Genomic DNA, 16163 nt, shown 5'->3' on the forward strand with positions numbered 1-16163 from the left:
CTTCAAGTCTGGCAGCCAGCGCCATTCCCAGCACCGGCGCACGTGAGTCATTATAGGTCTGACTCCCGTCTCATGTCAAGCCGAATTGCGGTTGGAGCCTTCCTGCCCCGCGCACGTCGGACAGCGGACAACGACCATGCAGCAGAAGAACGCGGCCCGGGCAATGATGGCCGACGTCTGGAGGTCGCCGTGAAGGAGCAACTTGGTCGTGCCCCGGACGTGGTTCATGGCTACCGGCGCTCGCGGTGAATTCCAGTTCCGGTCGGGCGTCCTTCAGGTGTCCGTGAGCCGGTCTATCCAGTACCGGGGCTCGCGGTGCAAGTGGGCAACGGCCACGACGACGATGGTGTCGGGTTCTTGTGCGTAGATGAGGCCGTAGGGGAAGCGATTTAGGAGCGCGCGTCTCAATCCGGGCGTCAGTTCCTGGCAGGAGTCAGGGTAGGATCTGACGCGATGGACGGCGCGGTCCAGCTCATCGAGGAACCGGCGACCCAGTCCCTCGGACTGGTTGTCGTACCATTCAACCGCGTCGTCGAGTTACCGCCTCGCGATGGCGAGGAAGCGGATCTTCACTTGCGTCGATGTTTGGCCATCACTTCGGCATAGGAAAGGTGGGCCGTGCGGCCTTCGCGGTAGGCCTGCAATCTCGCCCTGGCCTCATCCGCCCAGACGCGGTCGATTTCGGGGTCGGGCCGGTCCAGTTCCAGCAGAATGCTGTCGACGACCTCCAACTTCTCGGTGTCGGGCAGTGCCCTAATCTCTTTTACTACGTCCTTAGTGCTCTTCGTCATGGCGTGCTCCGATCCAGTAAGTCCTGCTGACATTCAAGTCCGTATCGTTCATGGTTCTTCTTTTCTGTATGTAGATTAGGTTATCCGGGCATGGGTGTCAAGGAGATTGGCGCGGCCGGCGGCGGGTGGTGGTCGGCAATAGAAACGCGGCCCGGGCAGTTATGCCCGGGCCGTGAAGGTTGTCGCTACCCTACTGGTTCGTGACCCAGACCTGTTCCATGACAACCGGGGTGAGCGGTTTGTCCATGGGGCCGGTTTTGACCTGCTCGAGCTTCGCGAGCACGTCGTCACCCGCAACGAGCTGGCCGATGACCGTGTACTGGCCGTCAAGCTGCGGCGTGGGCTGGAAGCAGATGTAGAACTGGCTGCCGGATGAGCGCTTGCCCGGGTTCACGTTGTCGCCGGTGCGAGCCATCGCCATAGCGCCCTTGGTGTGCGGCTTCTTGATTTCCGCCGCAACGGTGTAGCCCGGACCGCCGGTGCCGTTGCCGGACGGGTCGCCGCCCTGAATCATGAAGCCCGGAATCAGGCGGTGGAACGTCAGGCCGTTGTAGAACCCTTTGATGCCGAGGTTCGCGACGTTGGTGACATTCAGCGGCGCGTCCTTGGTGTACATCTGGATCTTCATCGTCCCGAAGTCCTTGACCTTGATGTTGAAGAAGAGGCTGTCGGGGAGCTTGGTTGCGACGAGTGTATCTTTGAGCATTCCTGCCACCTGGGGCTGAGTTGCGGACTTAGCTGCGGTTGTGTCGGCCGGCGCGGCTGCCGGAGTCGGTTGGGCCGCCTGAGCCGGCGGTGTCGGCGGCTTGGCCGCCGGTTGCGCGGGCTTGGACGTGCCGCAGCCGATGACCAGCATCGCGACGGCGATTGTGAGGAACCACTTCATCTTGACGGACCTCCTTTAGAGAATTACGAATGACGATTTACGAACGACGAATGTCGGGACATTCGGCATTCGGACGGCACAGTTACTTGCCTTAGCTTCTGTCTACGGCCGGGCGACGACGAATTTGCGCTGCCACGTTCCGGTCGCTGTCTCAAGCCGGGCCATATAAATGCCGGGCCTGAGTCCGATGTTCTTCAGGTCAACCCTGAATCGGCTCGGGTAGGCGGCAGCCTTGCTGCCGTAATCCAGCGCCGTCTGCTCCGTGCCGAACGGGTAACATTTTACCAAGCGGCCCGTAATGTCAATGATTTCCAGCCGGCGGCAGGCAGGGGGGAGAGTGACGTAGAGGACCTGGCGAGCTGGGCTGGGGTAGACGCAGGCGAGGGACGAGGGGCGCGGGGCGATGGGCGAATTGATGCCGGCGGGGGAGGTGCGGTAGGAAACGGCGTCGAGGTCGAGGCCGGCTTTCGGGTCCGAAACCGAGGCGGTCGAGTCGCAGACGATGCGGAGATAGCGGGCCGAGTCGAGTCCGGCCACGCCGATGTCGAATGTATGGGTGCCGTTGGCATGGCCGAGGCTGGTCCACGGGCCGGTCCAGTCGTTCCCGGCGTAAAGCCAGTATCCGTCCGCCACGGTGTCGCCGTCATAGACCCTGACGTCCCATCCCTGTACGTTCCTGATTGTCCGGCCGCGCCCGGCGCTCAGGCAGACATCGCCTTCTCGTCCCAGCGAGAAGTAGCGACCGTCGGGAGCGCCCAGCGCGAAGATGGACGTCGTGGGCATGACCTTTGTCACGCCCGGTTCGGCGTTGTTGATCCACACCATCTCTTCCACGTAGACGTTGCCGGAAGTGTCCGGGACAAGGTTGAAGTTGGCGTTTGCCGCTACGCCTGTCGTGACGACGACACCGGTGACGGTCTGGGGCAGATACCCCTGGGCATGCGCGGTCAGTGTGTACTCACCCGGGGGCAGCGGTTTGTGGTAGTAGCCGAGGCCTGTATTCGCATAGCAGTCCCAGCGGAGCGGGCTGTCAACTGAGATACGGGCGAAGAGCGGGGTCCCGGTCGCAGAGTCGCGGACCAGGCCGGAGATGCCGTGGTCGGCGGCTTGTATCATTCCAAGCAGTGCCCGGCGGTTGGCAACGCAGATGGAGTCAATCTGGGCTTGCGCCGTCGGTTGCTTGGTTTCAATGGTGTAGGCGAGATTGCCGAACAGGCCAAAGCTCGCGTCCTGGCAGGAACCGTCGACCTCGTACCAGGAGTAACCGTTGATGGGGGTGAGCCGGGTCGTGCCGGACCCGTAGGTCGAGTCGGCGTACTGCTGGGCGAGTGCCTGGATGAGGCCGGAGTCGGGCGGGTCGGCCGGGTGGTTGTCCCAGAGGTAGTTGACGTAGGACGCGGCCGAGTGGTAGGCGAATTCCATGCTGATGTTGTTGTCGAGGTCGTGCTGCCGGATGAGGCGCGTCTCCGGCTGGGAGAACGGGCTCGGGCTGTTGCCCATTCCGCTCCAGCGATAGCCGTAGTCACGGTTCAGGTCAATGCCGTTGGCGTTTTCACGCTGGTTCAGCACGAAGCCATCGACGTTGACTATCGGAACGACCCAGAGCTCGGTTGAAACCAAGAGGTTGTGGATAGGCGGGCTGGTGTCGTAGCTGGACAGGACGTACTGCAGGAACGAGAGCGTGATTTCCGTACCGATCTTCTCGTCACCGTGGTGCGGGCCAAGGATGCGGAACTCGGGTTCGGCTTTCTCGGTCTGCGGGCTGTGGGTCACTCGCATCATCAGGATGGCGCGGTTCTGCACGGAGAAACCGAGCGTTTCGAGACGGCAGATTAGGGGGTAGGCTGAGGCGAGTGCGGTCATGGTCGAGCAGACCTGTTCGTAGGTGTGATACCCGAGCAGGCTGGCCTCGAGCCGGGCCTGGTAGTCATCAACGGTAATTCTGGGTGAGTAACCGAGCGCGCGAAGCTGCGCCAGTTCCTGGTCGGTAGCCACGATAGTCGCCGAATTCTCGGTGACGTCGGTAATGTCGAGCCAGCGCGGCAGGTCGTAGACGGCGGAGTGGCTCGGCAGCGGTATCACGGCCAAGTGCTTCGGGGTCTGCGCGAAGGTGCCCTGAATGCAGAAGAGCAGGAACGCAGCCACGACCGTGCTCGAATTCACCATAGTGGTCTAGTGGCGGAGTCGTAGTCCGGAGTCCTGCACTGGGTCACTGGAGCGCTAGAACACTTGGTCACTCGTCGAGGGTCTTGGCAGCGAGGTCGAGCTAGTAGCCCCAGCGGCGAGTCCGCTTGGTCCAGGCTTCGGAGTAGGACAGAGTGACCATCAGGCGTCCAGCGACCTCGTCCAGAAGCGGAGAGTGGCGCAGCAAGACTTCGCCTGATATATCCAGCGACCCGACCTTGGGTATCGGCACGCTCGTGCCGACGTGGATTCCGTTCTCGCTGATGGGAGTCGGGATAAGCTGCGGTGAATAGGCCGCGTTGTAGTACCATGTCTGTCGGGAATAGCCGAGGCGTACCGGATGAACCGAATCGAGGTCGTATTCAGCGCCGACGGAGCCACGCCAGACGTTCTTGTATCCCAGGGAGGACACGGTGTCGTTGGCCGTGATGGTGGCATTCTGCCAGGGATAGAGCGAAAGTCCGATGTCAATCCCGACTCGGTCCCACGGATTCGCCGCCGCGGCAAGAGAGAATGACTGGGGCAGGGAGATGGTGAAGACACGTTCGGTGTCCTGAATGACGCCGTGGACGTGCTTGTATCGTTCTGCCTCAAGCCGGAGCGGTGGTTCGTAGTACGCGGCCAGCGAGAACAGGCGGCTCTGGTACGAGCCACCGAACTTGAACGTGTTGCCCACGTAGTCCACTTCGATGGTGTCGGTAGAAGTGCCGCCGCCCTGTTCCATTTCGAATCCCCAGTTTTCGCGCGAGCCGCCCATGATGTGGTCATACTCGGCCCCGACAGCTAACTTGCCGAAGAGTGATTTGGCAAGCCCGGCCCCGAGCGCGTAGACTCCGCCCCGGCCGATGATGTGGCGGCGGTAGGCGGTGTCAACCAACGAGTCTGACCAGACGTTGAAGTCCTGGCTGAACTTCTGGCTTATTCCTCCAAACAGGCGAGTCCCGAATGGCAGCGGCGTCGCGACATTGAATGCCGCCGGCCTGGCGTCAGGGAGGAGGCGGCTGTTTCCGCGCTGCGTGCCCACGGTTGCTGTGCCTATCGCGGAGACGTGGAACGACGTCTGGTTGAGGCCGACGAGTATTCCGGGGTTGAGAGTGGAGAGAGCAGAAGGCTCGGCCAGCCCCGCGATGCGCGCGTCGCCGGCCGGCGTGATTTCGCCAAGGCCGCGAGAGTTGAAGAAAGACTGAGCAAACGAGGGCGCGCACATTCCAAAAGCCAGGAGCCAAAGGCCGAAAGCCAAGGCGATCGGACTCCGGACAATCGACAATCGACAATCGGAAATCGAAAGTGCCCTCATTTGAATCTGTCTTCCGGCGGCAGCACGTACTTGATGTCGAGATGGGGCGCATCGGCGCCGCGGTCGGGTATCTGGAATCGGAAGAGCGCCGACCATTCCGGTGCGGCCGTCAGCACCAGCCCGAAGTTGTGGAGGGTGTCGGAATGGCTGGTCCAGATTTGTACCATCGAGCGTATGTCAATAGTGACCGTTGAGTCGCTGTCCGCCGGCACGATGTACGAGGAGGCGGCGCTCGGCACGCTCTCGTACCTCGCGCCTGCTCCCCACTGGCCGAATGACTGGGTCAGGCGCGAAGCGCCGAGGATAATGGTGTCGGTGCGGCGATACAGGGTCATCGGGCGAAACTTCAGTTCGGCACTGGCAATTGTGGCCTGGGGAGGGATGGAGTCGATGTTGAACGTCAGCCAGGTGCGGTACGCTACTCCCGAGCCGACCAGCAGGTCGCCGGGCTCCGACTGTGTGGCGATGGTGTCAATCAGGCTGGCGTCGCCGACGTCGTTGACGATGCGCTGCGTCTGCTTGCCGTTGCTGGTATAGGTGATGCGCAGCCGCGGCGAGGTGGCACTGGTAGTGCTCACGCCGGCGTGGATGGCCACGATGCCCGTGTCTTCCGGGAAAAGAATGACGCCGCAGGTGCGGATGGTGGCGCGGCGAGCCGAGTCCAGCCCCGCGTATTTCATGTCGATCATGGCGCTGTCCCCGGTTATCGTGCCGCTCGCCAGCGTATCAGGCAGGAAGCTGCCGCCCGGGTTCAGCCAATGGTCGCTCGAATCGGCCATCTGCCACGAGACGCCGGATTCCAGCCACGCCAGGGAGCAGGGCCGGCAGATGAAGTTCATCCGGGCCAGCGTGTCGACCGGATGCAGAACGAGCTGACAGGAAGTGATTGAGTCGAGATTCATCGTATCCGGTATCGAGAAGAGCATCACGATCCGCGACTGGTAGGAGGCATCGCGGCCGAGGTAGAGCAGGCTGGAGCCGCCGAGCGGGACGTAGCGCATGTAGCTGGCGGTCGAATCCGGAAGCAGCGTCGTGTCCGAGGCACCGCTTACGCGGTTACTGAGCTGGTCGTAGCCGACCGGTCGGGTATTGCAGCCGATGAGTGCAAGGGTCAAGATGCAAAGCGCGACGTGCAAGACAGGGACCTTTAGGGTATCTTGAATCTTGCATCTTGAAACGTGCATCTTGAATCTCCTATGCGGGCTGGACGGTCTGGTCGAAGCGGCGACGGATGTGCTCGACCAGATTATCCTCGGCCCCTTTGGCGGCGGAGCGGAGCGCGTTCATTATGGCGCGGGGCGAAGAACGGCCGTGGCCGACCACGACCGAGCCAAGCACCCCGAGCATCAACCCGCCGCCGTGCTCCTGGTAGTCCATCCGCTCAATGAACTCGCGGAGCACAGGCTTGGACAGCCAGCGACGCCAGCGGCGTGTGCGGTGCTCGGAGTCGGGTTCCAGGTACTGCTCCAGCAGGCCGGTGAGGACTTCAGCCAGGCCCTCGGCGTACTTCAGCAGCGCGTTGCCGACGAACCCGTCGCAGACGACCACGTCGACGTCTCCCTTGAGAATGGAGTTGCCCTCGACGTTACCGACGAAGTTCAGGTCGTGCTGCTTGAAGAGTTTGTAGGCTTCGAATGCTAACTCGTTGCCCTTGGAGTCCTCCTGGCCGATGTTCAGGAGTCCGACCGAGGGATTGGCTTTCTTAAACAGGTAGCTGGCCGCGGTCGTGCCCATAATCCCGAACTGGAGCAGTTGCAGTGGCTTGCAGTCAACGTTGGCTCCGATGTCGAGCACAAGGGTGCTGCCATTGAGTGTTGGGAAGAGGCCTGCCAGGGAGGGACGATAGACGCCCGGCACCACGCCCAGCGTCGTCACCGCGAAGGCCATGATCGCGCCGGTGTTGCCGGCGCTGACGACGCCCGAAACCTTGCCTTGTTTCAGCAGGTCCATGCAAACCGCTATCGAGCAGTTGCGCTTGCGCTTGACCACCTCGATGGGCGACTCATGCATGCCGACGACTTCCTCGGCGGGGAGCAGTTCCAGCCGTCCTGAGTAGCCTTTGATGGTCTCGGCGTCGATTATGCCCGGTCTGCCGACTAGCACGACCTCCAGGTCTTTCCACTCATCAAGCGCGAGCGCGACCCCTTCGAGTTCGGGGGCAGGCGCGTTGTCCGTGCCCATGGCGTCGAGGGCGATCTTCATCGGGTCAGTCGGGCAGTTCAGTCGCGGTCCGAAACTTAGAGATCCGGACTTCGGACTGGGAGCAGATCGCTATTTCCGCTCTTCCTTCTCAACGAAGATGACCTCTTTGCCCGCGTAGTACCCGCAATGGGGGCAGACGCGGTGCGGCAGCTTCGGTTCGTGGCAGTGCGGGCAGTCCACGATGGTCGGAGCGGCCAGCTTCCAGCCGGTGCGACGTTTGCGTCCACGGGTGTGGGAATGTCGTCTCTTAGGTAGTGGCATTTGTCCTCCAGGAATTCATGTTACAGGCGGAGGGGATTCTAGCGGCTCAGCCACAGGAGTCAAGACGAGGACGGCCGAGGCGTCAGATGTGAGATGTAAGAAGTAAGATGCAAGATGAAAGATGTAAGATGGAATGTAATACGTAAAGATGTTAGAGGAGGCAAGGTGCGAGGGGCGGCCTGCGTTCCGGTCCGTGCGAACTACATCCGGTCAGTGACTTCGATGCCGAGCAGGGCGAGGCCGGTCGCAATGACCTTGCCCGTCATCTCTACAAGGTACAGCCGCGCGCCGCGGAGCTCGGGAGTTTCGGCCTTGAGCACCGGCGCCTTGTCATAGAAGGCCGAGAAGTCGCGGGCGAGACGGTAGATGCGTCCGGCAATGCGATGCGGCTCATACGACTCGGCCGCAGCGACGATGGCATCCGGAAACCGGGCGATGGATTTCAAGAGGGCCAGTTCTTCAGGCAGGGCAAAGGATGAAGGATGAGGGATGAAGGATGAAGCGGAGAAATCCGGAGCCTTACGGAGGATTGAGCGCGTGCGGGTGTACGCGTACTGGAGATAGGGAGCGGAGTCGCCGTCGAGCGCGAGCATCCGGTTCCAGTCGAATACCACCTCTTTGATGCGGCTCTGGGAAAGGTCGGCGTACTTGATGGCACCGATGCCGACGATGCGGCTGATTCGCGCCTTCTCTTCCGGCGGAATGTCGCGGTCCTGCAGCACGGCCTCGGCCCGGCGTACTGCCTCCGCAATCACGTCTTCAAGGAATACTACCCGGCCCTCGCGCGTTGACATCCTGCCTTCGGGCAGCCGGACCAGTCCGAACGTGACGTGGATGCAGGGGACAGTGATGCCCAGCTTCGTGAGCGCCGCGCTGAACTGGCGGAAGTAGAGCTCCTGCTCCTTACCGACGACGTAGAGCATCTTCTCCGGGTGCCAGCGTTCGAGACGGTATTCGGCGGTGGCAATCTCCCGCGTCGCGTAGAGGCTGGTGCCGTCCGATTTCTGGAGGATGAGCGGTACCTCGATCCCGGCGTCGTCGAGGGGCAGGATGACCACGGTTTCGTCCGGGCCGACTTCTTCCCCGCCCGTAGCCATGGCGGTCGCAGGCTTCTCGCGCCGGGCCACGCCCGAATCGAGAGCGCGGCTGATGACGCCGCTCAGGCGGTCCTCGTACGAGCTCTCTCCGCGCAGCGAGTCGAACTTCACCCCCAGCAGGTCGTAGATCCGGCCGAACTCGGCGGTGCTGAAGTTGACGAAGCGCTGCCAGAGCGACCGGGCCTGCTCGTCCCCGGTTTCGAGCCGGCGGAACCAGTCCCGCGCTTCGAGTTCGAGGTCTGCGTTCTTCTTTGCCTCGTCGTGGAACCGGACGTAGAGGGCAAGCAGGTGCGCGGTCGGATTGCGTTCCAGTTCCGCTTCGCTGCCCCAGCGATTGAACGCGCACAGCAGCTTGCCGAACTGGGTTCCCCAATCGCCCAAGTGGTTGTCGCCGACGACCTGATACCCGAGGTAGCTCAGAATGTTGTGCAGGGCCTGGCCGATGATGGTCGAGCGGAGATGGCCGACGGAAAACGGCTTGGCTATGTTCGGGGATGAGTAGTCGATGACGATCGAGCGGCCCGCGCCGGCATCGGAACTGCCGTACCGGATCGGGTCACGGCTGAAGTCGGCGATGACTTCCCGCGCGAATCTCGCCCGGTCGAAGGTCATGTTCAGGTAACCCTTGAGCGCCGCTGCCGACGTGAATCGTGTTCCTTCGAGCCGGACCGACGCGGCCAGTCGTTCAGCCAGGGCCTGCGAATTCTCACCGCGCTCTTTGGCGATACGGAAGAGAGGAACTGCCAGGTCGGCGCCGATGCCACCTTCGACGTCGCGTATCTCGGTCGGGCTGATAGCTACGCCCTGTGCCGCCAGAATGCCGACCAATTCGTCGCGGCAGCGGGTCAGGAAGTAGCTGCTGTCAGGCATCCGGCGTCGGCGCTGACTTCAGGATTTCATGAAAGGACCGGTACGTCGGCTCGTCGCGCAGCACGAAGGTGACCGAACCAGGCTTCACGTTCTGGCGGGCGTGCCCGAGCGCGGCGGCAATCATCAGCCGCGCGCAGGCGTCAGCCGGAAAGCCGCCGACGCCGGTGCCGAGCGCCGGGAATGCAACGGAGTCGATGTCCAGCCGCGCCGCCTCAGTCAGCGTGCTCCGCGTTGCCTTTGTAATGAGGTCCGGGCTGGTGGCCAGGTCTTGCCCCATGGCAGCGGCATGGATGCAGTACCGAGCCTTGAGCCTGCCGGCAGTGGTCGTCACTGCCTGCCCCGGTTCAATCGGGCCGAGCTGCATCGCCTCGCGTTCGATTTCCTCACCGCCTTTGGATTTGATGGCGCCGGCAACGCCGGAGCCCATCCAGAGGTGATTGTTGGCGGCGTTGACGACCGCGTCGGTCGCCTGCTCAGTGATGTCGCCCAGCACCACGGCCAGTTGCAGTCGGCCGAGTTTCCGTGAGTACGGGCTAGGACTCATGCTGCATGATCACGCCGACCACGTCGTCGGGTGAGCCGGCCTTGTTCAGGCCGATGCGCACTTCGTCCTTACGCAGCAGCTTGGAGAGCCGCGCCAGGGTCATGATATACTCGGTTTTCTGTTCCTCCGGCGCAGCAATCAGAAAGATGAGATGGGACGGTTTGCCGTCGAGGCTGTTGAAGTCAACGCCCGAGTCGGACCGGCCGAATGCGAGCACGATGCTGGAGACCGCCGGGGTCCGGGCATGGGGAATCGCGACGCCGAGTCCGATGCCGGTGCTCTCCATGTTCTCGCGCCGGACAATCGCGGACACGAAGTCCGCTTCGCTGGTGATAGCGCCGGTTTCCACCAGCGGTCGCACCAGCTCGTTGATGACCTCGAACTTCTCCTTCGATTGCAGGTTGAGCACAATCGCCGAGCGGGGCAGAAGCTCGGATATCTTCGCCATCATGCCTCCCATGGTTATTTCACGAACACGACCGGCCGGTTGCTCTGGCGTACGACTTCGGCCGCCATCAGCCGGCAATCGGCGCTTACGACTATCAGTTCAGCGTCGTAGCTCGTGCTCAGGCTGATGAGCCGGGACAGTGGTTCGCCCGGCTCCAGCAGCAGCGAGATGCGGACGTTCTGCTGGAACGCGTCGTCCTCGATTTCGTACAGCATGCTCCACGCGCGCTCCTCGGCGTCGGACTTCTGGTTATCTCGATGGCGGTGGATGTCAGGGTCGATTACGGACAGTGCGAACACGCGGCACGACATGCCCTTGGCGAGTCGCAAGGCGAACTCCACCGTCGCGGGCATGCCCGGTGTATCTTCGACGTACAGCAGAACACGTTCCATGTTACTTTCCTACACAGAAGCGGGCAAAGACCCGGTCGAGGATGTCGGCCCCGGTCGATGGCGCATCTATCTGACTCAGAATATCAAGGGCAGACCTGGTTTCAAGCGCGGCAACATCGAGGGTCAAGGCCGACCCGGCCCGAGCCAGGGCATCGCGGCAAGCCGAAAGCACATCAGTCTGACGCCGGTTGAGCATGAGTCGCGGACACGGCTTGGTGCGCAGAGCGCGCGCAATACGTGCACGGAGCCCGCTGACTCCGGCACCGGTTCGGCACGAGATCGGTACCAGGTGGGATTCTCGATTGCCGATTGCCGATTGCCGATTGGTGACCGGCGATTCGACATTCGGCAGTCGGCACTCGACATTCCCGCTGAAACGACGAGGCAGGTCGGTCTTGTTCAGTGCGCAGATTGCCGGTCGGCCCTGGATGGCCGTGATGACTGCAAGGTCGGACGGACTCGCGGGCCGCGAGCCGTCAAAGAGCGCGACGATGATGTCTGCCAGCTCGATTGCCTTCGCGGTCTGGGCAGCGGCGAGTCGGTCCAGGCGCGCGCCGGGGCGGGCGGTGAGACCGGCGGTATCCACAAACCGAACCGGGATGCCGGCAAGCACTGCCATGGAGTCAATCCGGTCGCGCGTCGTCCCGGAAACCGGACTCGTTATCGCCCGTTCTTTTCCGATCAGCCGGTTGAACAGGCTGGATTTGCCGGCATTGGGCCGGCCGATGATGACGACGTTTGCGCCCTCGATGAGGAATCGGCCGGCCTGCGCCGACTCCACGGTCTTTGACAGCGCTGCCACGATGCGGCGGATGCGCTGCTTCGGCACCGAGCCACTGACAGCATCGTGCTCATCGAACCCAAGGTCGAACTCGAGCTCGGCGAGCAGTTCCTTAAGGTCCTCAGCAATGCCGGCGACGAAGCCGGACAGTTCTCCGCGGTAGCGGGCGACGGCACCGTGGAAAGCAGCCTCGGAACGAGCCTCGGCCATGTCGGCAACGGCCTCGGCCTGAGAAAGTGTCATCTTGCCGGCCAGCACCGCCCGCCGGGTGAATTCGCCCGGCTCCGCGACCCGGCACCCGGCGTGAATGACGTGCTTGAGCACCGCGTCGGCGGCGACGGTCCCGCCGTGACAAGAGATCTCGGCCATGTCCTCGCCGGTGTACGAACGCGGAGCGCGGAATACCGTGACCATCACCTGGTCAACCGGCTCCCGGCCAATCGTGCAGAACCAGTTCAATCTGACGGAGTGAGAGCGTTGCCTGGAAGCTGGATGGTCAGGGAGGAACCGGTCGAGGATTGAGAATGTCTCCGGACCCGACACGCGGATGACAGCAATGCTGCCAGTCCCGGCCGGAGTAGCCAGGGCGCAGATAGTGTCAGGCGAGGGGAGGAGGATTCCAGGATTCAAGGATTCCAGGATTCGAGGGTCGGGCACTTGAATCCTCGACTCCTTGACCCCTTGATTCCTGCTCCGCCGGTCATTTCTTCGGGGAGATAATGACGATTCGCGGTGAACCTTCGCCGACCGCGCGAGCCCGGACTCCGGGCAGCTTCTTCAGTTCGTCCTCGACAACTTCCATTTCTTCGAAGGTGAGCGGTTCGAGTTCCATCTCGCGACCGCTTTCGAGCACGATGCGGGCGATGGCCGAGGCCTTGGTACGCAGGAAGCTCGCACGGCGCTGACGATACCCGGCGATGTCGATTATTACCTTGGGTACGTTCGGGTAGTGCTTTGCCACAATCAGACGGACGATGTGGCCCACAGCTTCAAGTGTCGCGCCGTGGCGGCCGATCATCACGCCGCTCGAGCGCCGGGCAAGAACATTCGCGTAGTAGCCTTCGGGCCGCAATTCCACATCGACCCGGGCGCGGATGCCTATGTGGTGTGTCAGGAACTGGACTTCCTGCCGGATGAGCTCCGGCTCGGACGGCACTTCCGGCGGGGTGCCGGCTACTTCCGAGGGGGCGCCGTCGCCAGGGACGGTTCCCTGGTTGCCTTCGATCTCTGCCACGGCAGGCCTCCTTTCAAGGTTATCATGTTTTCACCGATCGACAGCACGTTGTAGAGGAACCAGTAGAGCTGCAACCCGCTGGGCATGTTCAGGAAAATCAGAGTGACGAGGAGCGGCATGAGAATGGTCATGGCGATGTTCTTCGTATCGGTGGTCGTCATGAGCGTCTGGAGGATTGACGACGCGCCCATCAGCAGCGGCACCAGCCCGATTGCCGCGCCGCCGACCATCGGTATTCCGTTCGGTAGATGGCCGAAGAGCACGTCCGGCTGCGACAGGTCATGCAGCCAGAGTCCGAGCGACGCCCCGCGCAGCTCGATGGCGTTGCGCAGCACCGCGTAGAGCGCCCAGAAGACCGGCAACTGGATGAGCAGCGGCAGACAGCCGGTCGCGGGGTTGATCTTGTACAGCTTATAGAGCTGCATCGTCTCGGAGTTCAGTTTCTGCGAGTCGTCCTTGTACTTGACCTTCAACTCGTTGAGTTTGGGCTGGAGCAACTGCATCTGGCGCATCTGCTTGGCCTGGGTTCGGGTGAGCGGAAAGAACGCCAGCTTCATGAGGACCGAGAAGACGATGATGGCCAGGCCCCAGTTACGCACAATGGTGTACAGCAGGCGCAGGACCCAGAGCATGGCGAGCGCAATCGGCCGGGTCCATCCCAGGCCCACGACATTATCCATTCCGAGGCCCAACGAACGCAGCCGTCCCAATTCCAGCGGTCCCAGATAGACCGAGATCTGAGTCTCAGGAGCGGGATGTTCTACCACCGCGCTGAATCCGATACGACCGTCGGCCAGCGTGACCGCGTAGGTCGAGTCGAATGTCCTTCCGCAGGCGATGAGCGCGACCATGAAGTACTTGGACTTTATGCCGACCCATTCAGCACGTTCGCAGATCGCCTGCGGCTTCTTCAGCCTGACCGCGGGGGTCTGATTAAGCTTCTTACCGACCAGGGAGTAGAAGTGGAAGTGGGCGAGGCCCTCTTTCACGTTGGTTTCGGTCAGGGCGATCCCGGCCATCCCGTTGACAGCAAAGCCCGAGGCCGGGCCGGCGATCGAGACCGAGTGGTCGAGCGTGTAATCCTTGTGCAGGGTGTAGGTCTTGGTAAGAGTCAGGCTGTCGGAGCGCGCCGTGAACGTGACCGAGCTGTCGGTGGCCGCGACCTGCATCGGCACGGCGTCGGTGCTGACACAGCCCTGCGGCAGTATCAGTTCCGTGCCAAGCAGGTCCTGGCCGGACGGCACGAGGTCGGCGCGGTACTTCTTCAGGAAGGCGGACTTGACCGTCCCGCCGACGCTCGAGAACTGAACCCGAAGCAGGTCGTTCTGAAGGGTCACGAGGGACTCGGGCGCGGGTACGAACGATAGCGCGGTGAGAGACTGTCCACCAGTCGGCGCGGCCTGGGCCGGCTGTATGGTTTCGTTCGGCTGAGCCTGTTGCAGAGCCGGAGCTGCCGCCGGTGCCGGCGGCGCCTGTCTCGGACGGAGGAACATCTGCGACAGGATGAGTATCGCGGCCACGAGCACGAAACCGATAATCGTGGAGAGCGTGCTCGATGTTTCTCGTTCGTTTCTCATGCCGTGGTCGTCCTCCGTTCAATCGCCGAGTCCGACATTCGACATTCGGATTTCGGACTTCGTACTTTCCTCGGTATCGGGTCATAGCCGCCGGCGGCCCAGGGATGGCACCGCGCGACGCGCCTGATGGCAAGCCATGCGCCCCTTGCCGCGCCGTGCTCGGTCAAGGCGTCCAGCGCATACTGAGAACAAGTCGGCTGATACCGGCACGAATTGGGGAGAGCAATGCCGATGGTGTTGCGGTACAGCCTGACCAAGAGCTTCAGAAACGTCGCCATCTGCTATGAAAGGACAAAGTAAGAAGGACTAAGGACTAAGCAATGAGGAAATGACGAAGCGGGAAGGCCGAGTCGTCCGGTGCTTTCATACTTACCCATTGCTTTGTCCTTTGCACTTTGTCCTTTGTAATTCTGTTGCCTGCCGCGTGTGTTCGAGCAGTTCGGCGAAAGACAGCTTTCCGGCAGCAACCGTCGGTTGCACAATATAGTCGTAGCCGGGCTGGAACCAGTCCTTGTTCCGCCGGTAGATCTCGCGCAGTCGCCGCTTCAGGCGGTTGCGTGCCACGGCGTTTCCCACTCCGCGCGGCAGATGGAACGCCACGCGACGGGATGGCGGTTCGGGCGCGGCAGGGTTGTCGGTCGGCGGGTCAGGATTCTGGGCGCAGCGTAGGCTAAGGTACCTCGTGCCGGACTTTGCTCCCAGTCGCCTCACCCGTTGCACGTCGCGTCTCCGGCGCAGGATTTCGGCTCGAGTCAGTGACTCGGCCATTCATACGGCCAGGCGTTTACGACCCTTTGCGCGGCGGCGGCGAAGAACGTTACGGCCTCCGGGCGTCTGCATGCGGGCACGGAACCCGTGAGTACGCTTGCGGCTGATGTTTGACGGCTGGTATGTTCTTTTGGGCATGGGTATTCCTCAACGCCGATTATAGGCCGGATGGCTGAGTAAGTCAAGAAACGTCCGGCCCGGTACGGCCCGGACCGGTACAAACGTGACGGCACGAAGCTCCGCACGTAGGTCTCAAGGTAACCTGTCGAGTGTTCCGGGAAGTAACCTGCGCCCGCGCGTCAGCATCTTCTCGCGAATCTCGACCTCAACCTCGACCTCAACCTTAGCCTTAACCTTGACCTTAACCTCAGCCTCAACTTCGACTTCCCCCTCCAAGCCAACCTCGTCCTAACCCTTGGCTTTTTCCTGCATCTCAACCTCAACCTCGTCCTCAGCATCAGCCTTGACCTCGACCTCAGCCTTGACCTTAACCTCAACCTCAACCTTAACCTGCCTGTCCACTCGCCAAGTCACTGGGCAAGTCACTCGGCAAGTCACTGGGCAAGTCACTCGGCAAGTCACTCGGCAAGTCACTCGGTAAGTCACTCGGTAAGTCATCCGACGAGTCACTCGCAGAGTCAATCGGTAAGTCATTCAGCGACTCACTCCCCGTGTCACTCAGTGAGTCAGTCGGCATGTCACTCGGTGACTCACTCGTCGAGTCACTCGACAAGTCACTCAGTAAGTGACTGGGCAATTCACTCGGGGTGTCACTCACCGAGTGACTCGGTAAGTGATTCGGGGAGTAACTGGGGGAGTCACTCGGGGAGT

Annotated in this window: 19 protein-coding genes and 1 pseudogene; all 20 read right to left on the minus strand. The window is 62.1% G+C overall.

The features are described from left to right. Nucleotides 1–75: 75 nt before the first annotated feature. The 20 genes and pseudogenes from VMH22_03640 to VMH22_03735 all read right to left on the minus strand — a co-directional run bounded on the left by VMH22_03640 (nt 76) and on the right by VMH22_03735 (nt 15728). Nucleotides 76–228 (minus strand): hypothetical protein, encoded by a 153-nt coding sequence (locus VMH22_03640; GenBank protein HTW90779.1) that lies wholly within the window; start codon nt 226–228, stop codon nt 76–78. Between the two features lie 45 nt (nt 229–273). Continuing rightward, nucleotides 274–525, minus strand: a pseudogene (locus VMH22_03645) (type II toxin-antitoxin system RelE/ParE family toxin). 44 nt (nt 526–569) lie between these two features. Then, on the minus strand, nt 570–791 hold the full coding sequence (locus VMH22_03650) for an addiction module protein (protein HTW90780.1): 222 nt from the start codon (nt 789–791) through the stop codon (nt 570–572). Nucleotides 792–981: 190 nt separating this feature from the next. After that, nucleotides 982–1677: a peptidylprolyl isomerase gene (locus VMH22_03655; protein HTW90781.1), complete on the minus strand. Its 696-nt coding sequence runs from the start codon at nt 1675–1677 to the stop codon at nt 982–984. A 102-nt stretch (nt 1678–1779) separates the two neighbouring features. Continuing rightward, on the minus strand, nt 1780–3843 hold the full coding sequence (locus VMH22_03660) for a M14 family zinc carboxypeptidase (GenBank protein ID HTW90782.1): 2064 nt from the start codon (nt 3841–3843) through the stop codon (nt 1780–1782). A gap of 100 nt (nt 3844–3943) precedes the next feature. Continuing rightward, nucleotides 3944–5068 carry a hypothetical protein gene (locus VMH22_03665; GenBank protein HTW90783.1) on the minus strand — a complete coding sequence of 375 codons (1125 nt, stop codon included), beginning with the start codon at nt 5066–5068 and terminating at the stop codon, nt 3944–3946. A gap of 86 nt (nt 5069–5154) precedes the next feature. Beyond that, nucleotides 5155–6342, minus strand: a complete 1188-nt coding sequence (locus VMH22_03670; protein ID HTW90784.1) for a DNRLRE domain-containing protein — start codon at nt 6340–6342, stop codon at nt 5155–5157. Between the two features lie 10 nt (nt 6343–6352). Continuing rightward, nucleotides 6353–7360 (minus strand): phosphate acyltransferase PlsX, encoded by a 1008-nt coding sequence (gene plsX, locus VMH22_03675; GenBank protein ID HTW90785.1) that lies wholly within the window; start codon nt 7358–7360, stop codon nt 6353–6355. Between the two features lie 69 nt (nt 7361–7429). Next, a complete protein-coding gene (rpmF, locus tag VMH22_03680) occupies nt 7430–7621 on the minus strand; it encodes a 50S ribosomal protein L32 (GenBank protein HTW90786.1) in 192 nt (63 codons plus the stop codon). Nucleotides 7622–7821: 200 nt separating this feature from the next. Continuing rightward, nucleotides 7822–9588, minus strand: coding sequence for an arginine--tRNA ligase (gene argS, locus VMH22_03685; GenBank protein ID HTW90787.1), 1767 nt, complete (start codon nt 9586–9588; stop codon nt 7822–7824). Beyond that, complete coding sequence (locus tag VMH22_03690; GenBank protein ID HTW90788.1) at nt 9581–10132, minus strand: macro domain-containing protein; 552 nt, start codon at nt 10130–10132, stop codon at nt 9581–9583. Before VMH22_03690 ends, argS begins: the two co-directional genes overlap by 8 nt. Beyond that, the gene (locus VMH22_03695) at nt 10122–10580 is read right to left on the minus strand and encodes a PTS sugar transporter subunit IIA (protein ID HTW90789.1); all 459 of its coding nucleotides are present in this window, start codon (nt 10578–10580) and stop codon (nt 10122–10124) included. The genes VMH22_03690 and VMH22_03695 overlap by 11 nt, the downstream gene beginning before the upstream one ends. A gap of 14 nt (nt 10581–10594) precedes the next feature. After that, nucleotides 10595–10972, minus strand: coding sequence for a universal stress protein (locus tag VMH22_03700; protein ID HTW90790.1), 378 nt, complete (start codon nt 10970–10972; stop codon nt 10595–10597). 1 nt (nt 10973) lies between these two features. Beyond that, nucleotides 10974–12383 (minus strand): tRNA uridine-5-carboxymethylaminomethyl(34) synthesis GTPase MnmE, encoded by a 1410-nt coding sequence (mnmE, locus tag VMH22_03705; protein ID HTW90791.1) that lies wholly within the window; start codon nt 12381–12383, stop codon nt 10974–10976. A 70-nt stretch (nt 12384–12453) separates the two neighbouring features. Next, a complete protein-coding gene (locus tag VMH22_03710) occupies nt 12454–12987 on the minus strand; it encodes a hypothetical protein (protein HTW90792.1) in 534 nt (177 codons plus the stop codon). Next, on the minus strand, nt 12927–14564 hold the full coding sequence (gene yidC / locus VMH22_03715; protein HTW90793.1) for a membrane protein insertase YidC: 1638 nt from the start codon (nt 14562–14564) through the stop codon (nt 12927–12929). The genes VMH22_03710 and yidC overlap by 61 nt, the downstream gene beginning before the upstream one ends. Continuing rightward, nucleotides 14561–14842, minus strand: a complete 282-nt coding sequence (yidD, locus tag VMH22_03720; protein HTW90794.1) for a membrane protein insertion efficiency factor YidD — start codon at nt 14840–14842, stop codon at nt 14561–14563. Before yidD ends, yidC begins: the two co-directional genes overlap by 4 nt. A 91-nt stretch (nt 14843–14933) precedes the next feature. After that, nucleotides 14934–15332: a ribonuclease P protein component gene (gene rnpA, locus VMH22_03725; GenBank protein HTW90795.1), complete on the minus strand. Its 399-nt coding sequence runs from the start codon at nt 15330–15332 to the stop codon at nt 14934–14936. Next, nucleotides 15333–15470 carry a 50S ribosomal protein L34 gene (gene rpmH / locus VMH22_03730; GenBank protein HTW90796.1) on the minus strand — a complete coding sequence of 46 codons (138 nt, stop codon included), beginning with the start codon at nt 15468–15470 and terminating at the stop codon, nt 15333–15335. Between the two features lie 114 nt (nt 15471–15584). After that, entirely contained in the window at nt 15585–15728 is a 144-nt protein-coding gene (locus tag VMH22_03735; protein HTW90797.1) for a hypothetical protein, read from the minus strand. Nucleotides 15729–16163: the final 435 nt, after the last annotated feature.

This window comes from bacterium (assembly GCA_035505375.1).
GTDB lineage: Bacteria > Hydrothermota > Tepidihabitantia > Tepidihabitantales > Tepidihabitantaceae > UBA2258.